The organism is Erysipelothrix larvae (assembly GCF_001545095.1).
Taxonomy (GTDB): Bacteria; Bacillota_I; Bacilli_A; order Erysipelotrichales; family Erysipelotrichaceae; genus Erysipelothrix; species Erysipelothrix larvae.
Genome location: NZ_CP013213.1, coordinates 1,467,622 through 1,486,042 on the forward strand (window position 1 = coordinate 1,467,622; position 18,421 = coordinate 1,486,042).

An 18,421-nucleotide genomic window follows, 5' to 3' on the forward strand; every position below is an offset into this window, starting at 1 on the left:
AGAGGTAATTATTCTTACTCCTTCACAAGCTGTTTTGTTTGTGGTAACATTTCTTCTATCTTCTCCACAATACGTTTTTGTTCTCCAAGTGGGGGGAGAGGTAGAATAGTATTTGCTATATCTCTCATAACCCAATTCTTATTACCAACACCTCTAGTATTTTCTCTGGCTTGAATTTGTACAACAGGTGCTTTAATTACGTACATGAAATACTTATTGTATATCAACTCAGTATTAAATTTTAGAAGTGCAACGCTAACGAATAGGCTAAACTCTTTATCAGTATCCACTATGACAGGAATTCCAGTAGTTCCAACTTTAGTTAGAAGTATATCATCCCGTTCCGGATCACATCTTTTGTAAAGAGACTCGTGTTCTTCTTGTGAGATAAATTTTGTATTAGAAAAATCCATCTTCCCACTACTAATGTCTTTGACAGATATAAATGGAACACCTGTAGCAGTGTATTTAGGGGTACTATGAGTCCCATCAGTTAATTTATATAGGAGTTCTCCTAACCTAACCCACTTCCAATTCTCCGGAATATCAAATGGAATCTCATCTTCTGTGATCTCCGGAAGAACCTTAGTCTTTTTAATCTTCCCTTCCTTAATCAGCTTTTTCTTTTCTTCTTGAATTTGCTTATAAAGGTCTTCTGCTGTTCCATCTTCTTCTCGCTGCTCTACCAGCTTGCCTTGGATGGCATATTGTAAAATAGATTTTTGCATATCTTCTGGGAACTTTTTATTCAGTTCCTCCACCTCAGTATAGGCTTTATCGTATTGTTCTACATAAGGCATTAGCTCTTCGATCTTTGCTACGATGCGCTTTTGTTCTTCTAGTGGGGGGAGGGGGATTAGCTTCGGCTCAATCATTGGAACTGTCAACTGCTTTATACTTGTTCCCACGCCTTTTTCAAGTAATGCTGTTAGAACATTTTGAACATACTTATTATCTAATTGATCAGAAATGTTTATTACGAGTAACCTTACAACAGGTGTAAATGGTTCAGTCCTCAGACACGAAAATCCAATTGTTCCTCTTCCAGAAACCGTAATACACGATTCTTCTATTGTAGCTTCTTTCGTATATCCTATTATGCCATCATTTTGTATACCATTGGCTATTACTGGAACTGTATGCGTTTCTGTTTTGCTTTTCAAAAAATCTTTTGGTTTATCCCCGCCAGCTTTTATAAATAGTGATAAGTCAATTAGTCTAACCCATTCCCAACTCTCTGGAATATCAAATGGAATCTCATCTTCCTTGATTTCTGGCAGTTTTTTCTGCTTTTTAATTTTACCTTCTTTAAAAAGCTGTTTCCTCTCAGCTTGAATCTTCTCAATTAATTCTCCTGCAGTACCTTCTTCTTCCCGCTGTTCTACAAGTTTCCCCTGTATGGCAAGTTGAAGGATACTGTTCTTTAAGTCCTGTGCATTCATTTAATTACCTCCAAACATAGAAGTAATCTGTTCTAATACATGATCGATTTCTGCATTAAGAGATGCCCGCTTCTCCTGGTATTTTTGAATCAAATCCATAGGTTCAAGAATCACTTCTTCTTCATGAGGGAATCCACAAAGATCAATATTATAGCTTCTTTCTACAATTTCATCAATTGTGTATCTCTTGGCTTTTGGAAAACCATCCACTTCGATCTCTTCTCTGTTCTCCCACCAGCTAAGGGCATCGTTAAAATGTTCCAGCTTCATCGGTCTGGTTTTGGAGAAATTCTTGTAGCCTTCTGGCATATCCACACGATAGAACCAGGTTTCCTTGGTTGGTTCTGTATTATCAAAGAACAGGATATTAGTTCTTATAGATGTATAAGGCGCAAAAACGCTGTGTGGCATTCTTACAACTGTGTGAAGATTAAATTCACTGAACAGCTTTTTCTTGATATTAAACTTTCCGTTATCTGTACCAAAAAGGAACCCGTCTGGAATGATTACAGCACATCTACCATTTTTCTTAAGCCTGTACATAATCACATTCATAAATAAATCTGCTGTTTCAGAACTTCTAAGTTCTGTTGGGAAGTTAGACTTCACGCTGTCTTTCTCACTTCCACCATAAGGAGGATTCATTAAGATCACATCGAAAGGTTCCATCTTCCGCATATCTTTATAGTCCATCTCCAGTGCATTACCATGGAGGATATTTGGATCATCGATATCATGAATCAACATATTGGTCACACAAAGCATATGAGGAAGTGCCTTCTTCTCAATACCATAAACGGATTTATTGTAGATTTCTCTATTCTCCAATGAGTTACCTACCTGTTTATCTAATTCATTGAGGGCAGAGGTCAAGAAGCCACCGGTACCACAGGCGAAGTCTCCGATTCTATCGCCTAGGACAGGCTTTACTACTTTAACCATAAAGTCTGTCACTGCCCTTGGTGTGTAGAACTCACCGGCATTACCAGCACTTTGAAGGTCTTTTAGGAAAGACTCATAAATGGCACCAAACTCATGGCGCTCCTTGTATTCGGTAAAGTCAATCTCATCAATGATATTGACCACTTGCCTTAGAAGCACACCATCTTTCTGATAGTTGTTAGCATCTTCAAAGGCATAGCGAACAATGACCTGGCTCATTGGTGTGTTTTCATCAATTTCAAGATTCTTTAAAGTTGGAAATAATGTATTGTTGACAAAGTCCAGGAGGGCATCCCCTGTGAGTGCTTCTCCATCTTTTCTATCCACCGCCCAATCACGCCATTTAAGTCCTTCTGGAAGGATAGACTTGTAATTATCATTTAACAGCTCCCATGTTTCTTCTTTTGCATCATATATTTTTAAGAACAGAATCCACACGATCTGCTCAATTCTTTGGGCATCACCATTAACGCCCGAGTCATTTCGCATGACATCCTGGATTCTTTTCACAAAGTTACTAATCGCCATTTTATCTACCTGCCATCTCTATTTATGCGTAATATATTTCGTTTTCTAGCTCCTGTACTGCTTTCAAATAAGCTTCCTTACCACCAAAGGCTTTGACAATCTTCATCGGGCTGCCAATTTTCTGGAACTCTTTCAGTTGAAGTACTTTCGTATCTTCAATCTCCTTGATGCCATCATTGGCATACTTGTCAAGTAGGGCTTCAATAACCTCTTTGGCTACATCTGAATACTTGTAAAGGTAATGCCTTTTCTTCACGTTCTCTGCCCGTTCCTTCTTGGTCAGGGGTGCCTTATCATAGGCTATGTGGCAGATGAGATCAAAGTCATCCAGCTCCGTTTTTCCCAATTCTTGTCTTACCGCTTCAAGAAGCACACCGTCATCCTGGAGTTCATCAATGATGGCTTGCTTCCTTTCAGCTTCTGTCCAGGTGCTCAGGAAGTCATCCAATCTTGAATACTGCTCAAGGATGTTTTTCTTTGTGTAGTCAATAAGACTTTCAGTAATGAGCTTGCCATCCTTATCTACATACTGGACTCTTTCTGATAGAACTTTTACCAGAACATCGCCGACATAATATTTTCTTGGTTTGTCTTCGCCTTCATCATCAAAGGGTGGAGTATCATCGGTTACATATTCGCCATCATCTTCTTTAACACCATCAGTACCTGTATCTTCTCCAGTACCTTCTTCACCTTCCTCTGTAGGTGTTTCAGGCTCATCCACTGGGTCATCACCCCCAAGGTCAATGACCACTTCTGGCTTACCATCAAAGGCAGGATCGGCAAAAAGTCTACTGGCATTTCTAAAGTCCATAATGGTAAAGTAGGTCTTGCCGTAATCTTCAAGAAGGCGTGTTCCTCGACCAATAATCTGTTTGAACTCAGTCATGCTGTTGATGTTGTTCTCCAGTACAATGAGTTTACACATCTTGGCATCCACACCTGTGGTCATGAGTTTGCTGGTCACTGCTATCACCGGATAAGGGCTTTCTTCATCAATGAAATTTTCCAGCTGCGCTTTACCGATATCATTGTCACCGGTAATCCTCATGATATAACGGTCATTTTCGGCATAAAGATCCTTATTTTCATTGATCAGTGATTGACGCATCCTCTCTGCGTGTTCAATATCCACACAAAAAACAATGGTCTTACTGAACCGATCAGTCTTTTTCAGAAACTCAGATATTTTAGATGCTACCACCCGAGTTCTATCGTCAATGACAATATTTCTATCAAAGTCTTTGACGTTGTACTCTCGATCTTCTATCTCATAGCCATGCTTATCCACTTTGCCCGCTTCTGGGCGATAGCCTTCAAGGTCTTTATCCAGACCGATACGGATCACTTTATAAGGTGCTAGGAACCCATCATCGATACCCTGCTTTAAGGAGTATTCATATATCGGCTCTCCAAAATAAGTGAAGCTAGAGGCTTCCTTTGTTTCAATTGGAGTAGCTGTACAGCCAATATGTGTGGCTTCAGTAAAGTAGTCCAACACTTTTCGCCATGCTGATTCTTCTTTAGCACTACCCCGGTGGCACTCATCAATGACAATAAGGTCAAAGAAATTTGGCTGAAACTGGCGATAGGCTTCTTCACCATCATCACCAACTAGCTGCTGATAAAGTGCCAGATAAATCTCATAGGAACTATCCAGATTTCTATTCTGCACCTTGGTCATCTTTCCACTAAAGGGTTTAAAGTCTCCGGTCATGGTCTGGTCAATCAGCACATTCCGATCTGCCAAGAAAAGAATCTTCTTCTTTAATCCAGATTTCCATAAACGATAGATCATCTGGAAGGTCATGTAAGTTTTACCGGTACCTGTGGCACTAACTACAAGGACACGATTTTGTCCTTTAGCAACAGCATCTACCGCTCTATTAATAGCCACCCGTTGATAATACCGAGGGGTTTTATAATTAGGTATGTAGTAATAAGGCTCCAGCATAACTTTTTCTTCAGCCTCATCAATCCCCTTATCAATTCTGTATCTTTGGTACAGCGCTTCTGGTGATGGGAACTCTTCTAATTTCAGTTCCTTCACTTCACCTGTGATGAGGTTCTGCTCCACAAAGCCATCTCCATTTGAAGCATAGACATAAGGAACATCCAGTGCCTTGGCATAATCAGTGGCTTGTTGAAGTCCAGCACCTACAGGCTGTGTATTGTCCTTTGCTTCCACAATGGCTAGAGGGAAGTTGTTTTTATAGGACAGGAGGTAGTCAGCACTTTTCTTTCTGCCTCTTGCCGTAATATTTCCACGCAAAATAATACGCCCTGCTGTAAAAGCGTACTCCATCCGTATTTGCTTGTTATCCCATCCCGCATTCTGTATAGCAGGTGTGATATATCTTAATTTGATATCTTCTTCAGACAAATGGCTTTTCCCCATGAACGCTCGCCCCCTTCATTTTATTTAAACGATGTCAATCGAACTTAAACTCAATGATGTCACCGATATTACACTGGAGGCTTTTACAGATTTTATAAAGGCTCTCCATGCTTACCGATTCCCCTTTACCGAGACGAGCGATAATATTATAGGTAATGCCGGCTTGATCTTTTAAATCAGTTTTATTCATCTTCTTGTCGATCAAGAGTTTCCAAAGATTATCATAGCTAATCACCATGAATCGCACACCTCCAAGGATATAAAATATAGTTAAGAATAGTATAACACATTACTAAACGAAATAGAAAGAAAACCTTACATTATTGAAAGGTCCTTTTATAAGCATCATTTAGGATTAGGATAACTATTTTATCAACTCACCACGTTTTTGCCAGCAATCCTATCAACTCACAAGCTCAAAAGTCAATCTATCCACTCAATCTTCCATTCTGCCATTCTTGGATTAGTTCCCGCAAATTAAAAAACCGTGATTATCCTTCCGGCTTAGAACCAGACCTCAAATCACGGAAAGCCTTTATTTACTTATCTTTTAACACTCTCACTTATCCACCCTTGACATCAATACTACCGTCTCAACGTGCGTCGTATGCGGAAACATATCCACAGGTTGAACACTGATTAATTCATACCCTTGTTCTGTATATTTCTTTACATCTTTTGCAAGGGTTACAGGATTACAACTTACATATATAAGACGTTTTGGCTTCATTGCAATACTTGCATCAATGAAACTCTCTGCAAGTCCTTTGCGTGGTGGATCTACAATAATAACATCGGGTTTGATGCCTTGTTTTACCCATTTCTGCATAACCACTTCTGCCTTACCTGCTTCAAATACTGTGTTTGTTATTGCATTCAGTGATGCATTATATTTCGCCATTGTGATAGCATCTTCCACAACCTCTACACCATAGACTGTGTGTGCCAAATCAGAGGCACATAGTGTAATTGTGCCAATACCACAATATGCATCAATGACGATGTCATCGTGTGATATATTCGCAAGCTCAAGCGCTTTAGCATATAAGACTTCTGTTTGTTTTGAGTTTACTTGGAAGAAAGAGTGTGAAGAAATCGCAAAGGTTTTATCAAGTAATTTATCATAGTATTTATCTTCACCAAATAGAAGATTGGACGTGTTGCCCATGATAACATTTGTCTTTTGATCGTTGATGTTTTGTACAATACTCACTACATTTGGACAATCTTCTAGGATTCTTTGAACAAGCGCTTCTCGATAGGGAAGTGTTTTCCCATTTGTTACAAGAATCACCATCATCTCTTTTGTTATATGTCCCCTTCGCACAATAATATGGCGTATGCAGCCTTCGTGGTTTACTTCATCATAAGCACGGATATTTAAGTCACGTAAAATGTTTCGAATTGAAAGGATTGCTTCATCAATTTCAGGTTCCTGGATGTGATAGTTCTCAATGGGTACAAGGTCATGTGAATTGCGTTTAAAAAACCCTGTTTCAAGGTGTCCTTGTATCTCTCTTACAGGAATTTGTGCTTTATTTCGATAGTGCCATGGATGATCCATACCCAGTGTAAAAAGCACAATGTCTTGGTCAATCTGCATCACTTTTGAGAAACAATCGATGACAAATTTACGTTTAAATTGAAGTTGCGCTTCATAAGCCATATGTTGAAGGGGCATTGTACCAATACGTGTCCCTAAAGGGTCAATAAGGTCCACTCTATCTTTGGATGCTTTAAGTACTTCTAAGACCTTCCCAAAGGCAAAACGTTTCTCTACACGTTCAATTCGAACCTTAACAACCTCACCGGGTAAAACACTTTCGATAAATACCGTAAAACCATCGATTTTCGCGACACCATACGCTTCATAGCTTAAATCAAGAATCTCTACTTCATGGATTTCATTTTTACTCACACGTTTATGTTTCATTGTTAAATACCTCATTGGTATCATTTTATCATTTTTATGACGAACACTCTATGATTTTAAAGTTCAAATTCAATGAATAAAAGAACCAAATGACCTATAATGAGATTAGGAGGATGGTTAAAATGGAAATTACAAGAAAAGGTGTCCCGACTCAAGTAGAAGGTGTGCAACCTAAAGTCGGTGATGTTGCACCGAAGTTTACTTTAAAAGACCTAAACAATAACACAGTATCATTGGATGACTTTTTAGGAAAGAAAGTACTGATTAGTGTATTCCCTGATATTAATACCCGTGTTTGTGATCTACAAACGGTTCATTTCTTCAACCTTGCGGGATCCCTTGAAAACACACAAATCATTAATATTTCAAATAATACTCAAGATGATCTTAAGAGTTGGTGTGCAACAAAGAATGTTGATGCACTCATGCTCCATGATGATGACAAAACATTTGCCAATGCATATGGTTTATGGATTCCTGAGTTTGAAGTTCTTGCACGGTCGGTATTTGTCGTCGATGAAGAAGGCAAGCTTGCTTATGTTGAGATTGTTCCTGAAATGGCTACTGAACCAAACTATGAACCTGCAATTAATGCATGTAAAGCATAGGTATCACAAAGGCTTCGACACATAATCGAAGCTTTTTTATATTCTCTTGAAGGTTTACCCTTAAAAAACACAAGGTGCATTGTATACAAAGATTTTTTTGTTAAATGGTTTTGATGATGTTTGATTAACCTTCTCATTTTCGTAACTGTATTCCCCCTGAAATCACAATCAATTTTCACAAAATTATCCAAATAATAATATCCAATTTCCACACCAAATGACTTATAATAAGATGTACATGAAGGGAGGACCACAGCATGCAACAACCGTTAGTCTTTGATTATGATAAAGAACCCTCGCGCGATATCTTGTGCATCGATTGCAAGAGCTTTTATGCGTCGTGTGAGGCGGTTTCTCGTGGGTTAAATCCACTGACTGTGAAACTTGTTGTGATGAGTTATCCCAGTGATAATAAAAACGAACGTGGAAGTGGCCTCATCCTTGCATCCAGTCCTGCAGCCAAGAAAGCCTACAACATCTCTAATGTAAGTAGAGCCCGTGATCTGCCCTTCCCTTATCCTGAAGATTTGATTATTGCACCGCCTCGCATGAACTATTACATGCAAATCAACAAGCAAATCAACAACATCTATCGGACCTTTGTCGATGACTCAAACATTGAAGTGTATTCGGTTGATGAGACCTTCCTAGATGTCACAGGTTCCTTAAAATACTTTAAGTGCAACAATGCACGTGAACTTGCGAAACTCATTCAAATTAAGGTCTATAAGGAAACTGGTATTTATACAACTGTGGGTATTGGGGATAATCCCCTCTTAGCTAAACTTGCTTTAGATAATGAAGCCAAACATACCAAGGACTTCAAAGCAGAATGGCGTTATGAAGATGTGCCCGATAAGATTTGGAACATTAAATCACTCACCGATTGTTGGGGGATTGGTCGACGTACTGAAAAACGCCTCAATAACTTAGGCATCACATCGATGTATGAATTAGCGCATACCGACTATTATAAGATTAAGAAAAGCATGGGAATCTTAGGCGCACAGCTTTATGCACATGCTTGGGGCATTGATCGTACCTTCTTAGGTGAACCCTATGCTCCCAAATCAGAATCGATTGGAAACTCACAAGTCCTCAATCGTGACTATTATACGAAAGAAGAAATTGAAATTGTAATTCGTGAAATGAGCGACCAAGTCGCAACACGCTTACGCAAAGAAAATAAGCTCTGTAAAAGTGTCAGCCTTTGGGTAGGTTATTCCTTGAGTTATTTAGATGACGAAGGGAAACGGGGGTTTGCGAAGCAAGTTAAAGTTGAGGCAACAAACAGCAGTAAGAAAATTTACCAAGCTTGCCTCTCAATTTTCAATAAGTACTATGATGTCCAGGTCGTTCGTAATATTGGAATCAACTGTACAAAGTTAGAATCTCCGTTTCAAGAGCAGCTGAACTTGTTTGAATCTGTTGAGGATAAAGATAAAGAACATCACCTTGATGAAGTGGTGGATACGATACGAAGTAAATACGGATTCACTAAACTTGTGTATACCAGTAGCCTATTAAGAGGTGGACGTGCCATTGCCCGTAGTAAACTGGTGGGTGGTCATGCAGGTGGTATGAGTGGACTGGATGAGAAAGGAGACGCAGATGAGAAAAAGAAGCCCTAAATTTTTTGTGGATTATAATGACTATCATGATCGTCCCTTTGGCTTAAAATGGGGCACTGCATTTGCGTTAGCAGAACTGGTGAGTGTGATTGACACAAACAAGAAAGATGCCAAAAAGGAAGTCTATGAATTTCCTGAGATGAGTCGGGAAGAAATCGATCACGTTCTTCAACATGCTTTCCTAAAATCAAAAAAGGTATCCATTCAAATGAACATACGAGACCATGATGATCATCTTATCGAGAACGTAATTGGAAAATTCGAAGGGTTTTCAGACTCTGAATTCTTGTATATTGATGGTCAAGAACTCGCTTGGGAACTCATTCGTCATATTCAAGAACTGGATTAATATTGATGTTTTAAGCATTTTTAAAGGTTAAAGTAGTCACAAATTGAAATGGTCTTGACATCGATGTCTCCTGTTTCAACAGCATTCTTAGTAAAGAGCATCTTTTGAACTGTGTAATCACTAAACAACGTTGCACGCTTATCCAGTGTTTGTAAAGTCTTGCTAAGTTTTAATGAATTAGTCCACTTACACTCTCCTATTATTAGGTTTTTTCCATCGAGGGACTCAACAATAATATCAATTTCTTGAACATCGCCTTTTTTGTCTTTCCCCCACCATTTTCCAAATGTTTTCGCAATAAAAGGCAAGCCATTCTTTGCGTTAACACGTCTTAGATATTGACGCGTGATTTCTTCAAAAATCGGCCCAATAAACTCACTGAGATTATTCAGTGAATGCTGCCAGTAAATATCACCATGACCACGTTCAATTTCAGTTCTTATTGAAAAAATAGTGCGATACCAATAAGCGATAAAGTTTTCTGTTATGTGATAGTAGCTTTTCTTTCCTTTGAGTGGATTTGAACCAAATGGAATAATTCGCTCAATGTAATTCAATTCTTGTAAAGTAAGGAGATACTTTGAAATCAGGCTCGTTTCAAGTTTCGTAAAGCCTGCAATACCACTTAATGTGACAGCACCACTCGCAATTGCTTGTAGCACAGAATTATATATAGCTGGTTCTCTAAATTCCTGTTTCATTAAGAGTGTTCCCTCATTAAAGAGATAACCATTAATGACAAAGTACAAATTCTTTAGATTCTCCTCAAAAGTTAAGCTTGGATCAATCATTGATAAGTAATAAGGTGTTCCACCGATTGTTGCATAATAGCGAATTTTATCCTCGAAACTTACGTCTGGATAAAACTTCGATGCATCATAATAATCCAAAGCATTCACTTTTATTTGTCCTGTTCTTCGTCCAAATAATGGGCTTTTTTCACCCAACACCTGATTTTCCATAAAGCTTACTGAAGAGCCACATAGAATCAAAAAAAGATTTGTATTTTTAAATTTATGGTCGATGATATGCTGAAGTGTTGAATTCAAAGAACGGTTTGCGCTTGCAGCGTAGGGATATTCATCAATCACGACAACCAAGTGTTCATGACCAAAGTTCTCCGCAATGATTGTAAACAATACTTCCCAGTTTTCTACAGGTGGAAACCCACTTATTCCCAGTAATTCACCTAATTGTTGCGAAAATTTAGCTAAATTAAGAGCGTCATTTACTTCTTCACAAGAAAAATAGATTGATTTTTTATCACTAACAAACTCACTTATGAGCGCAGTTTTCCCAATACGCCTTCTTCCATAGACAACCGCCATTTGAAAATTGTTTCGTTCATGCATGTTTTCGAGTGCTTTTAACTCGTTTTCTCTTCCAAAAAACATGGACTCACCTCCATTTATACTACTTTAGATTATTATACTTTAAAGTAGTATAAATATCAATTCATATACTACCATTGATAATTTACAATTTTCAATTTATTATAATGGAATAACATCATCGATTATAATAGATAATAACAATAGCTTGTTTCAAAAGTAAAATGATCCCCAAAGGTTAACAAGGAATAAAGGAATTGGATGTTCACTCGTTTCATCGATAAACGAGAACATTCAAGTAAATGATGTATCACTGAGTAACACTTTTGAACTTAGCATGCAAGCAGAGTACTTTAATTCTTGATATTGAAATAATGATTAACATTTTAAATCATAGTCAGTATACCAATCAAATGAGTAAACTTCCCAATACTTGAAAGACTTCTTCTCTTTTTTTGTGTAATAAAAACCAATCATCCAAAAAAAGACTTCCTAAACGAGCGAAGTCTTTATTATCTATTCTCTGTAGGAAACTAATGTCACCTGTTTTATTCATCTAGCGTTATAAATTCATTATTCTCATTAACGATCAATGTTCTCACATCGTGTTTATTCAAACGATAGAAGATACCGTTGTATTTCACTCCATCAATCTCAACTTCAGTGCCACGACCACTCACAATTACCGATTTTGCATAACTCACGACAAAATCTTTGATGATTGTGATGTAGTCATCCAACTTATCTGTGTATACATCATACAGACTCGAGAACTGTGAATCCATACATAGATCCTCATCATCGTCAAATGACGCATACTCTGGAATATATTGATAATATTCTGTATGATTTTCCATATCTTTGAGTTCTTGATATGATTTACCAACAAAAACTCGTTCATCAAGGAAACAAGCATATTCATCGTAAGATCAAAATCGTCATTATCATCCCAATCTTTTAAATGCCACAATAGCATGGTATGCGGTTTCACAAAACTCAAGGTTAACATACAGTATTTTATCACCATCTGAAACTCCCTGCAATTCAGAAATGATTCCACCAATATCATTAAAAGAATCAATTCATTCATCATACTCATCATATTTCCAGTTATCTGTAAGCTTGAAGACTTCTTTTTTGTTGGGAAAGGTCAATTACGTATTTGGTGTTTTCTTTCATTTTTTTACTCCATAACTTCTTACTGCCCGTGATTTCTTGACATTTCTAACGATCGTATAATCGTTTATCATTTCATTTTGAACTTCATCGATTGATTTTGACCTACCACTTTCAAGTGAGTCCTTTTCAATATCTTTAGGTGTATCCCCTTCAATATCCTCTAGTGTATCTTCTTCAATATCTTCAAGTGTATCCTCTTCAATATCCTCAAGTGTATCCTCTTCAATATCCTCAAGTGTATCCTCTTCAATATCCTCAAGTGTATCCTCTTCAATATCCTCAAGTGTATCCTCTTCAATATCCTCAAGTGTATCCTCTTCAATATCCTCAAGTGTATCCTCTTCAATATCCTCAAGTGTATCCTCTTCAATATCCTCAAGTGTATCCTCTTCAATATCCTCAAGTGTATCCTCTTCAATATCCTCAAGTGTATCCTCTTCAATATCCTCAAGTGTATCCTCTTCAATATCCTCAAGTGTATCCTCTTCAATATCCTCAAGTGTATCCTCTTCAATAATTTCAGGAGCTTCAGTCTCCTTTTGATCATTATTACCAATGTCACTCTTATTTTCTGACCGCTTCTTGCTGGTTGAAGCATGTGCTTTTCCAGCTTCTGTATTTGAAGAAAGATAGTTGACTGAGATTGTCGCTTTCACTGATTTTGCATATTCAAAATACTCATCAATCACTTGTGCGTCAAGATATCCTGCTTTATTCATAATCTCTAAGAATTCTATTTTCTTATCTTTGATGGCTTTCTTGATAACTTTAACAAGCTCAGGATCATCCTTTGATAGCTTGCTAAAATTATAATCAAGATAAAGGGATCTCAATACATTCAATGCATTTTGTTGTAGTATGTGCCGAAGTAATTTTATTTCTTGTTTTTCAGTAAGTCGACTCACTTCATTTGGAGGTCTAGAGTCCTTGAAAATAATATTGGGATTGCAATTTTTTAGTGTATCTGCAGTGATATTAGTAAATGAAGCGAGTATTAAGGTTTCAAGATTTCTACATTCTGAAAAGCAATTCTCTTTTAGAATTGTGTGTTTACCCATGACTTCAACACGTTCTAATGCAGTACAATGCATAAAACTTTGATATTCTACTAACTTTGTCTTCTCAGTAATAACGATTGATTTTATGGTTTTATTTCTTGAATACGACGAGTGATCAATTCTATCAAATATACTGTTAACAGCTTCCACATGCTCAGCACCAACAATTGATGCCGAAATACCATTAGTAACAACCAACTGCGATATTTCACTAGAGTTCGTGAATGCTGTAAAACTGTCAAACGCATCATTTCCAAGATGTTGAATATTTACTGGAAGTCTAACCTCATCAAGATCAAAACAGTAATTAAATGCTCCCCAATGAATTGCAGTTATACTATCAGGTAAAATCACTTTTCTTAACGCGTCGTCAAATTTACACATATCGCTACTGATTTCTTGCAATCCATCAGGAAAAACGATTGACTCTAAACTTTTGCAAAAGCAAAATGCGGAAGAGTCGATCTGCTTGACCGAATTTGGAATTATCATTGAAATCAGCTTACTACAACTCTCAAATGCACTTTGACGTATTATTCTTAGTGTGCTAGGAAGCACGATTTCGCTAAAATTACTTTCTCTGAAAGCTTCTTCTCCAATTTCTTCAACAGGTAATCCTTCAATCTTACTCGGGATAACTAATTTCCCATCTTTTTTGCTCCCTTTGTAGCCTAGAATAGAAATCATCTTACCATTATTATCGTAATTGAAGTCTTTAGCATTGCTCTTATCTTTCTTCCAAAATAACATTCTAGTTTTACCTTTCTTTAATTATGAGTAGTGAGTCTTAACTACTTCAATTCTCATTAACCATTCTTTTATAAATGATATCATTTCATTTCTTTCAACCACTCCCTCAAGATTCACAAACACCACGTATGCAAAGTCATTGGATTCAATCACTATGTTTATGCCTCTTTTTCGTTTCAAATCAGACATAATATGAAATTTAAGTTCATTGTTTTCAACGACAATAACGTCAAGGGCATAGTAAGATTGTCTTAAACTTATAATGAAATCTCGAATCAATTTCTCGTTCTTATATGGAAGAGGTTTATACGAAGGAGTTCGTCTTATGTAGTCACTAACATATTCGGGATTAAAAACCACACAAACCAATTTACTAAGCTGGGTGATTGATGAAAGCGTGCCAGTAAAATCAGATTGAATCATTACAAAAGGATACGTAGTTTTGCTGCTTTGATTATCTTCCAATGCAATGTTATTGTAAGAATCAAATCCGTTTAGTAAAGGAATCTTTAAATGATCATCGAGATTGCAAAAATCATTATCACGCTTCATTGATTTAATGATTGCAGTGAATGAGTTGATTGCGTTATTCTCTTCCTTAACAATTGATGCGGATGAGATCCAACGCTCCATTACTTCAAGGATATCCTTGTACTTGATACTGTTTAGCACAATAGTTCCTTGATAAAGCTTATTAGAGACATGAAATGCAAATGGAACACTATGATCATCTAAGATAACAAAGCTGACTTTTATTTCCCCATAGAGTTGACGAACTTTTATGACTTCATCTGTTCCCCTTTTTGATTCTAACTCAAGGCGATCATACAATTCATCCTCAATTTGATCTCTATCCTTCGCTTCATATTCTATTGGACTCAAAAAATGAATTATATCTGCAGATTTATCAGTATCGTCAATGGTTGAAGCCAAAGTTATAGAGCCATCATCAGATTTTGATTTATCATAGTACATTGACTCTGGTATATTAATGACGAAATCATGGTCAAACTGAAGTTGATATGGACCTGGAGCAAAACGCGATGACACTCGGTCCTCTCGATGATTAATAAACTCTATATTTTCAGAAACACATTCATTTTTTAGAGATAATATATATTGCTTCCCTACCATTATAGCCCTCCTGTAACGTCTAATTGATTGGTGTTAATTGACTTTAAAATCTCCTTTACTCTATGAAGATTTACTGCTGTACCATCAAAAAATAAATCGCCCTTGGAATTTACCCCCAATACACCATCATCTACTGTATAAATTGCCTTTATATCGGTCCATGTTTCATGTTCGATAATTGTAACATTGTTGTCTAGAAGAAAAGGTAAAACTTTTGACATAGAAGAAAGTGCAAAATAGTCTTCCTTCCATTTCTTATTCTTAAGCCTTTTAGGTCTATTGATGCAATAATCGTAGTTATCAACTATATTCATTAGGTGTGTATTAAATCCTCTGAATGTCGTCTTAAAATAGCCTATATTCTCTGAATTCTCGGTAAATATAGCAGGTTTATTCCTTTTACCAACCTTATCCATTTCGATCCTTACTTTGTAGAAGTAGGGACTCTTATCAGAATAACTTGCTAGAAAATTCTTGGAAAGGCTTGGAACAAAAAGTTTATTAAATGAAACTGGCATTCTCCAGTTGGTTCCTACTCTCCCAGTGACAACGACACTCCCATCAGATTGAAGGACCACAGTATTAAATTGTCCACACGATATATCTACTACGTCTTCGAACTCGTCTAAATAGTAAATTTGGCCATTAATATTGCTTCCTCTTCCGATAAGTTTCCCATTCTTTAGTAATACAACCTCATGAACAGCACCGAAGGATTTTTTCTTTACGTCCTTCTCATCGAATTCTTGGTCAAAGTCACCAATAATGGCATTTTGAATATATTTTGGCATACTTTCCTGTGAATCTGTTATTTTCTCAGCAGGGAAACCATATAAATACGATGAGATGTAAGGGGAAGCATAAAAATCATCCACTTCCAACAAGAATACTGCTAAAGGGAAGAGTTTATACATATAGCTATCGCTGAACACATAACTTAAATCTTCGTAACCTGCATTTTGTAAGAAAATCGAATACTTAGATGCGTCAAAACCGATTTTCTCAATCCTTCCCGTTTCTCCTAAGAATCCGAGTTTAATTAATCGCTCAATCTCAAGCGCTTCATAATCTGAGCAATACATTTCAAGGGAATTATACATTTCCATGATTGATCTCCTCTTTATTTATACCTGTCAATTTATTTCTATGTTTATGTTGCATTAAACTTACCAAAGCATTTGGATTCAGGAGATTCTTTGAATATTCAATGAAATAATCTATGTGCTCATCGGGCAACATGCCAAACTCACTCATTGAACCAATGAAGCCACCTCCATCACCGAATATTATATCCTCAATTAACAAGAAAAACGATTTCTCATTTACATCAAATTGACGAAACCCTTCTTTTTGATATAATGACCTAAAGATATTTATTTGTTCATTATTATAAAGATTTTTAATCAGATTTATCTCACTTCTCGGTGATAAACTGTGTTTGTGATCATCAATGTTTTCGCTATCACATTCTACGATGAAATCAACTGCATTCTCAAAGCAAGTAGATTTTAGTCCATTGAAGGATTTAAACACAACAAGTTCTAATTCTCTATATGGCTCAAATGGTTCGATGTCAAACTTAATTTGCTCATTTTCCAGCGTTAATTTCTTTACCCATTTTACCTCCATGCTGTTTTGATAATTCACACCTAGTTTTTTTACATTTTCGCTATATACTAAAGCTGTTACGTTGGGATGCTTTTCAGAACGGAAATCTTGTGCCCTTTCCTGTGTCATTATTACTTGGTTACCAACTATGGTTTCAACTGGTGTACTCAACTGCTCCTTTACTTTCTTGTTAAGAATCTGGTCAACATTTCCAAATTGAATCGAGGTATCAAATGCTTCAATATCAATGCTTTTTACCTTACTTGGAATTGAAATAAAATTGAGACATTCACAGCCAATAAACGCACTTCGATAAATGTGAGAGAGTGATGTTGGAAGGATTACAGTGTGAAGACTTTTACATTCTTGAAATGCTCTATATCCAATCTCATGGACATTATCTGGTATTATAATCTCTTTTAGAGAAGAACATTGATAAAAAGAAGCAAAGCAAATATATTCTAATTGATTCCCTAATTCAATTTGAATCAGTGCACTACATAGGGCAAATGAATAATCGCTGATTGTTTTGACATTATCTGGTATCTTGATTTCCTCGATCGATTCACAATAATAAAATAAATGATCACTAATAACTTCAAGTTTGTTAGGCAATGTGACATTCTTAAGAGATTTACAATCTCTAAATACTGAATTACCAATTTCAATAACAGAATCCGGTATAATAATTTCAGTAAGTGAAACACAACTCGAAAAAGCAAGTTTCGAAATAGTTTCTAGTGATTGCGGAAGGATAACCTCTCGCAACTTAACACAATTAAGACATACCTCTACTCCTAATTGTACGAGGCCATCTTCGAACATTACCGACTCCAGACTTTGACAATTCGAAAAAGTTCTATATAATGAACTGACGCCTCCAGGTACCACTATCTCCTTTAATCCAGATTCAGCAAATGCAGAACTACCAATTTCCAGTAGACTCTCTGATAAATAAATTTGCTCCAAATTACTACACTGATAAAAAGCTTTATTTTCGATGTGCGTAACTGTATCAGGAAGTATAACCTCCTTAACTAAAGCATTCTCAAAAGCATTTTTACATATATGTGTCACGGGGTATCCATCTATCACTTCAGGAACGATAACTTTTTCTACTACTTTTTTTGGATCATTACCTTCAACGTAACGTTGAATTCTTATGGCCTCTCTATAATAACTATACGCAAAACTCCCATGACTGGTAATCTCAATTTTCGACATATTTCCCATCCTCTTCTCATGAAGCAATGACTTGCAAAAAAAGTGTCAATTCTATAACTTTCAACTCTTGTAAGCGCTTAACTCAGTGTATTTATTAAACCCTCTATTATCATTCAAATTCAATTATTACATCAATTAATAACACTTTTTAAACAAAACACAGTTCATTCCATAATCATAGTTTTGCATATAATTTAACGAAAGTCAATTAATTATTTTTATAACTAAACGGTGTCATTGATTCATAAAATAATAATTATTTACTAGGTTTTACACGTCCTTTACTCTAAAAATATACACCTTAAT

Annotated in this window: 14 protein-coding genes; 3 read left to right on the forward strand and 11 right to left on the reverse strand. The window is 36.5% G+C overall.

Annotated features, from left to right (window positions below; all coding sequences use genetic code 11):
* Positions 1–14: 14 nt before the first annotated feature.
* From AOC36_RS06850 to rlmD, 5 genes are all read right to left on the reverse strand, one after another.
* Entirely contained in the window at positions 15–1,442 is a 1,428-nt protein-coding gene (locus AOC36_RS06850) for a restriction endonuclease subunit S (RefSeq protein WP_067632734.1), read from the reverse strand.
* Positions 1,443–2,894 (reverse strand): class I SAM-dependent DNA methyltransferase, encoded by a 1,452-nt coding sequence (locus AOC36_RS06855; protein ID WP_232505354.1) that lies wholly within the window; start codon positions 2,892–2,894, stop codon positions 1,443–1,445. It abuts the gene before it with no gap.
* A 40-nt stretch (positions 2,895–2,934) separates the two neighbouring features.
* The gene (gene hsdR, locus AOC36_RS06860; RefSeq protein WP_067632738.1) at positions 2,935–5,310 is read right to left on the reverse strand and encodes an EcoAI/FtnUII family type I restriction enzme subunit R; all 2,376 of its coding nucleotides are present in this window, start codon (positions 5,308–5,310) and stop codon (positions 2,935–2,937) included.
* Positions 5,311–5,344: 34 nt separating this feature from the next.
* Entirely contained in the window at positions 5,345–5,548 is a 204-nt protein-coding gene (locus AOC36_RS06865; protein ID WP_067632740.1) for a helix-turn-helix domain-containing protein, read from the reverse strand.
* Positions 5,549–5,869: 321 nt separating this feature from the next.
* Positions 5,870–7,243, reverse strand: a complete 1,374-nt coding sequence (gene rlmD / locus AOC36_RS06870) for a 23S rRNA (uracil(1939)-C(5))-methyltransferase RlmD (RefSeq protein ID WP_067632742.1) — start codon at positions 7,241–7,243, stop codon at positions 5,870–5,872.
* Between the two features lie 122 nt (positions 7,244–7,365).
* Between rlmD and tpx the strand changes: the two genes are divergently transcribed.
* From tpx to AOC36_RS06885, 3 genes are all read left to right on the forward strand, one after another.
* Positions 7,366–7,851, forward strand: a complete 486-nt coding sequence (tpx, locus tag AOC36_RS06875) for a thiol peroxidase (RefSeq protein WP_067632744.1) — start codon at positions 7,366–7,368, stop codon at positions 7,849–7,851.
* Between the two features lie 257 nt (positions 7,852–8,108).
* Positions 8,109–9,482, forward strand: a complete 1,374-nt coding sequence (locus AOC36_RS06880) for a Y-family DNA polymerase (protein WP_067632746.1) — start codon at positions 8,109–8,111, stop codon at positions 9,480–9,482.
* Positions 9,463–9,831 (forward strand): hypothetical protein, encoded by a 369-nt coding sequence (locus AOC36_RS06885; protein WP_067632748.1) that lies wholly within the window; start codon positions 9,463–9,465, stop codon positions 9,829–9,831. Before AOC36_RS06880 ends, AOC36_RS06885 begins: the two co-directional genes overlap by 20 nt.
* A 20-nt stretch (positions 9,832–9,851) precedes the next feature.
* Here AOC36_RS06885 and AOC36_RS06890 read toward each other — a convergent pair whose 3' ends face one another.
* The 6 genes from AOC36_RS06890 to AOC36_RS06915 form a co-directional block, all read right to left on the reverse strand.
* On the reverse strand, positions 9,852–11,225 hold the full coding sequence (locus AOC36_RS06890; protein WP_067632749.1) for an ATP-binding protein: 1,374 nt from the start codon (positions 11,223–11,225) through the stop codon (positions 9,852–9,854).
* A gap of 485 nt (positions 11,226–11,710) precedes the next feature.
* Positions 11,711–12,019 (reverse strand): hypothetical protein, encoded by a 309-nt coding sequence (locus AOC36_RS06895; RefSeq protein WP_157777158.1) that lies wholly within the window; start codon positions 12,017–12,019, stop codon positions 11,711–11,713.
* Positions 12,020–12,337: 318 nt separating this feature from the next.
* The gene (locus tag AOC36_RS06900; protein WP_067632753.1) at positions 12,338–14,149 is read right to left on the reverse strand and encodes a leucine-rich repeat domain-containing protein; all 1,812 of its coding nucleotides are present in this window, start codon (positions 14,147–14,149) and stop codon (positions 12,338–12,340) included.
* Between the two features lie 21 nt (positions 14,150–14,170).
* Entirely contained in the window at positions 14,171–15,283 is a 1,113-nt protein-coding gene (locus AOC36_RS06905) for a hypothetical protein (protein WP_067632755.1), read from the reverse strand.
* Positions 15,283–16,389: an RCC1 domain-containing protein gene (locus tag AOC36_RS06910; protein WP_067632757.1), complete on the reverse strand. Its 1,107-nt coding sequence runs from the start codon at positions 16,387–16,389 to the stop codon at positions 15,283–15,285. Before AOC36_RS06910 ends, AOC36_RS06905 begins: the two co-directional genes overlap by 1 nt.
* Positions 16,376–18,115, reverse strand: a complete 1,740-nt coding sequence (locus AOC36_RS06915) for a leucine-rich repeat domain-containing protein (RefSeq protein ID WP_067632759.1) — start codon at positions 18,113–18,115, stop codon at positions 16,376–16,378. Before AOC36_RS06915 ends, AOC36_RS06910 begins: the two co-directional genes overlap by 14 nt.
* Positions 18,116–18,421 lie beyond the last annotated feature (306 nt).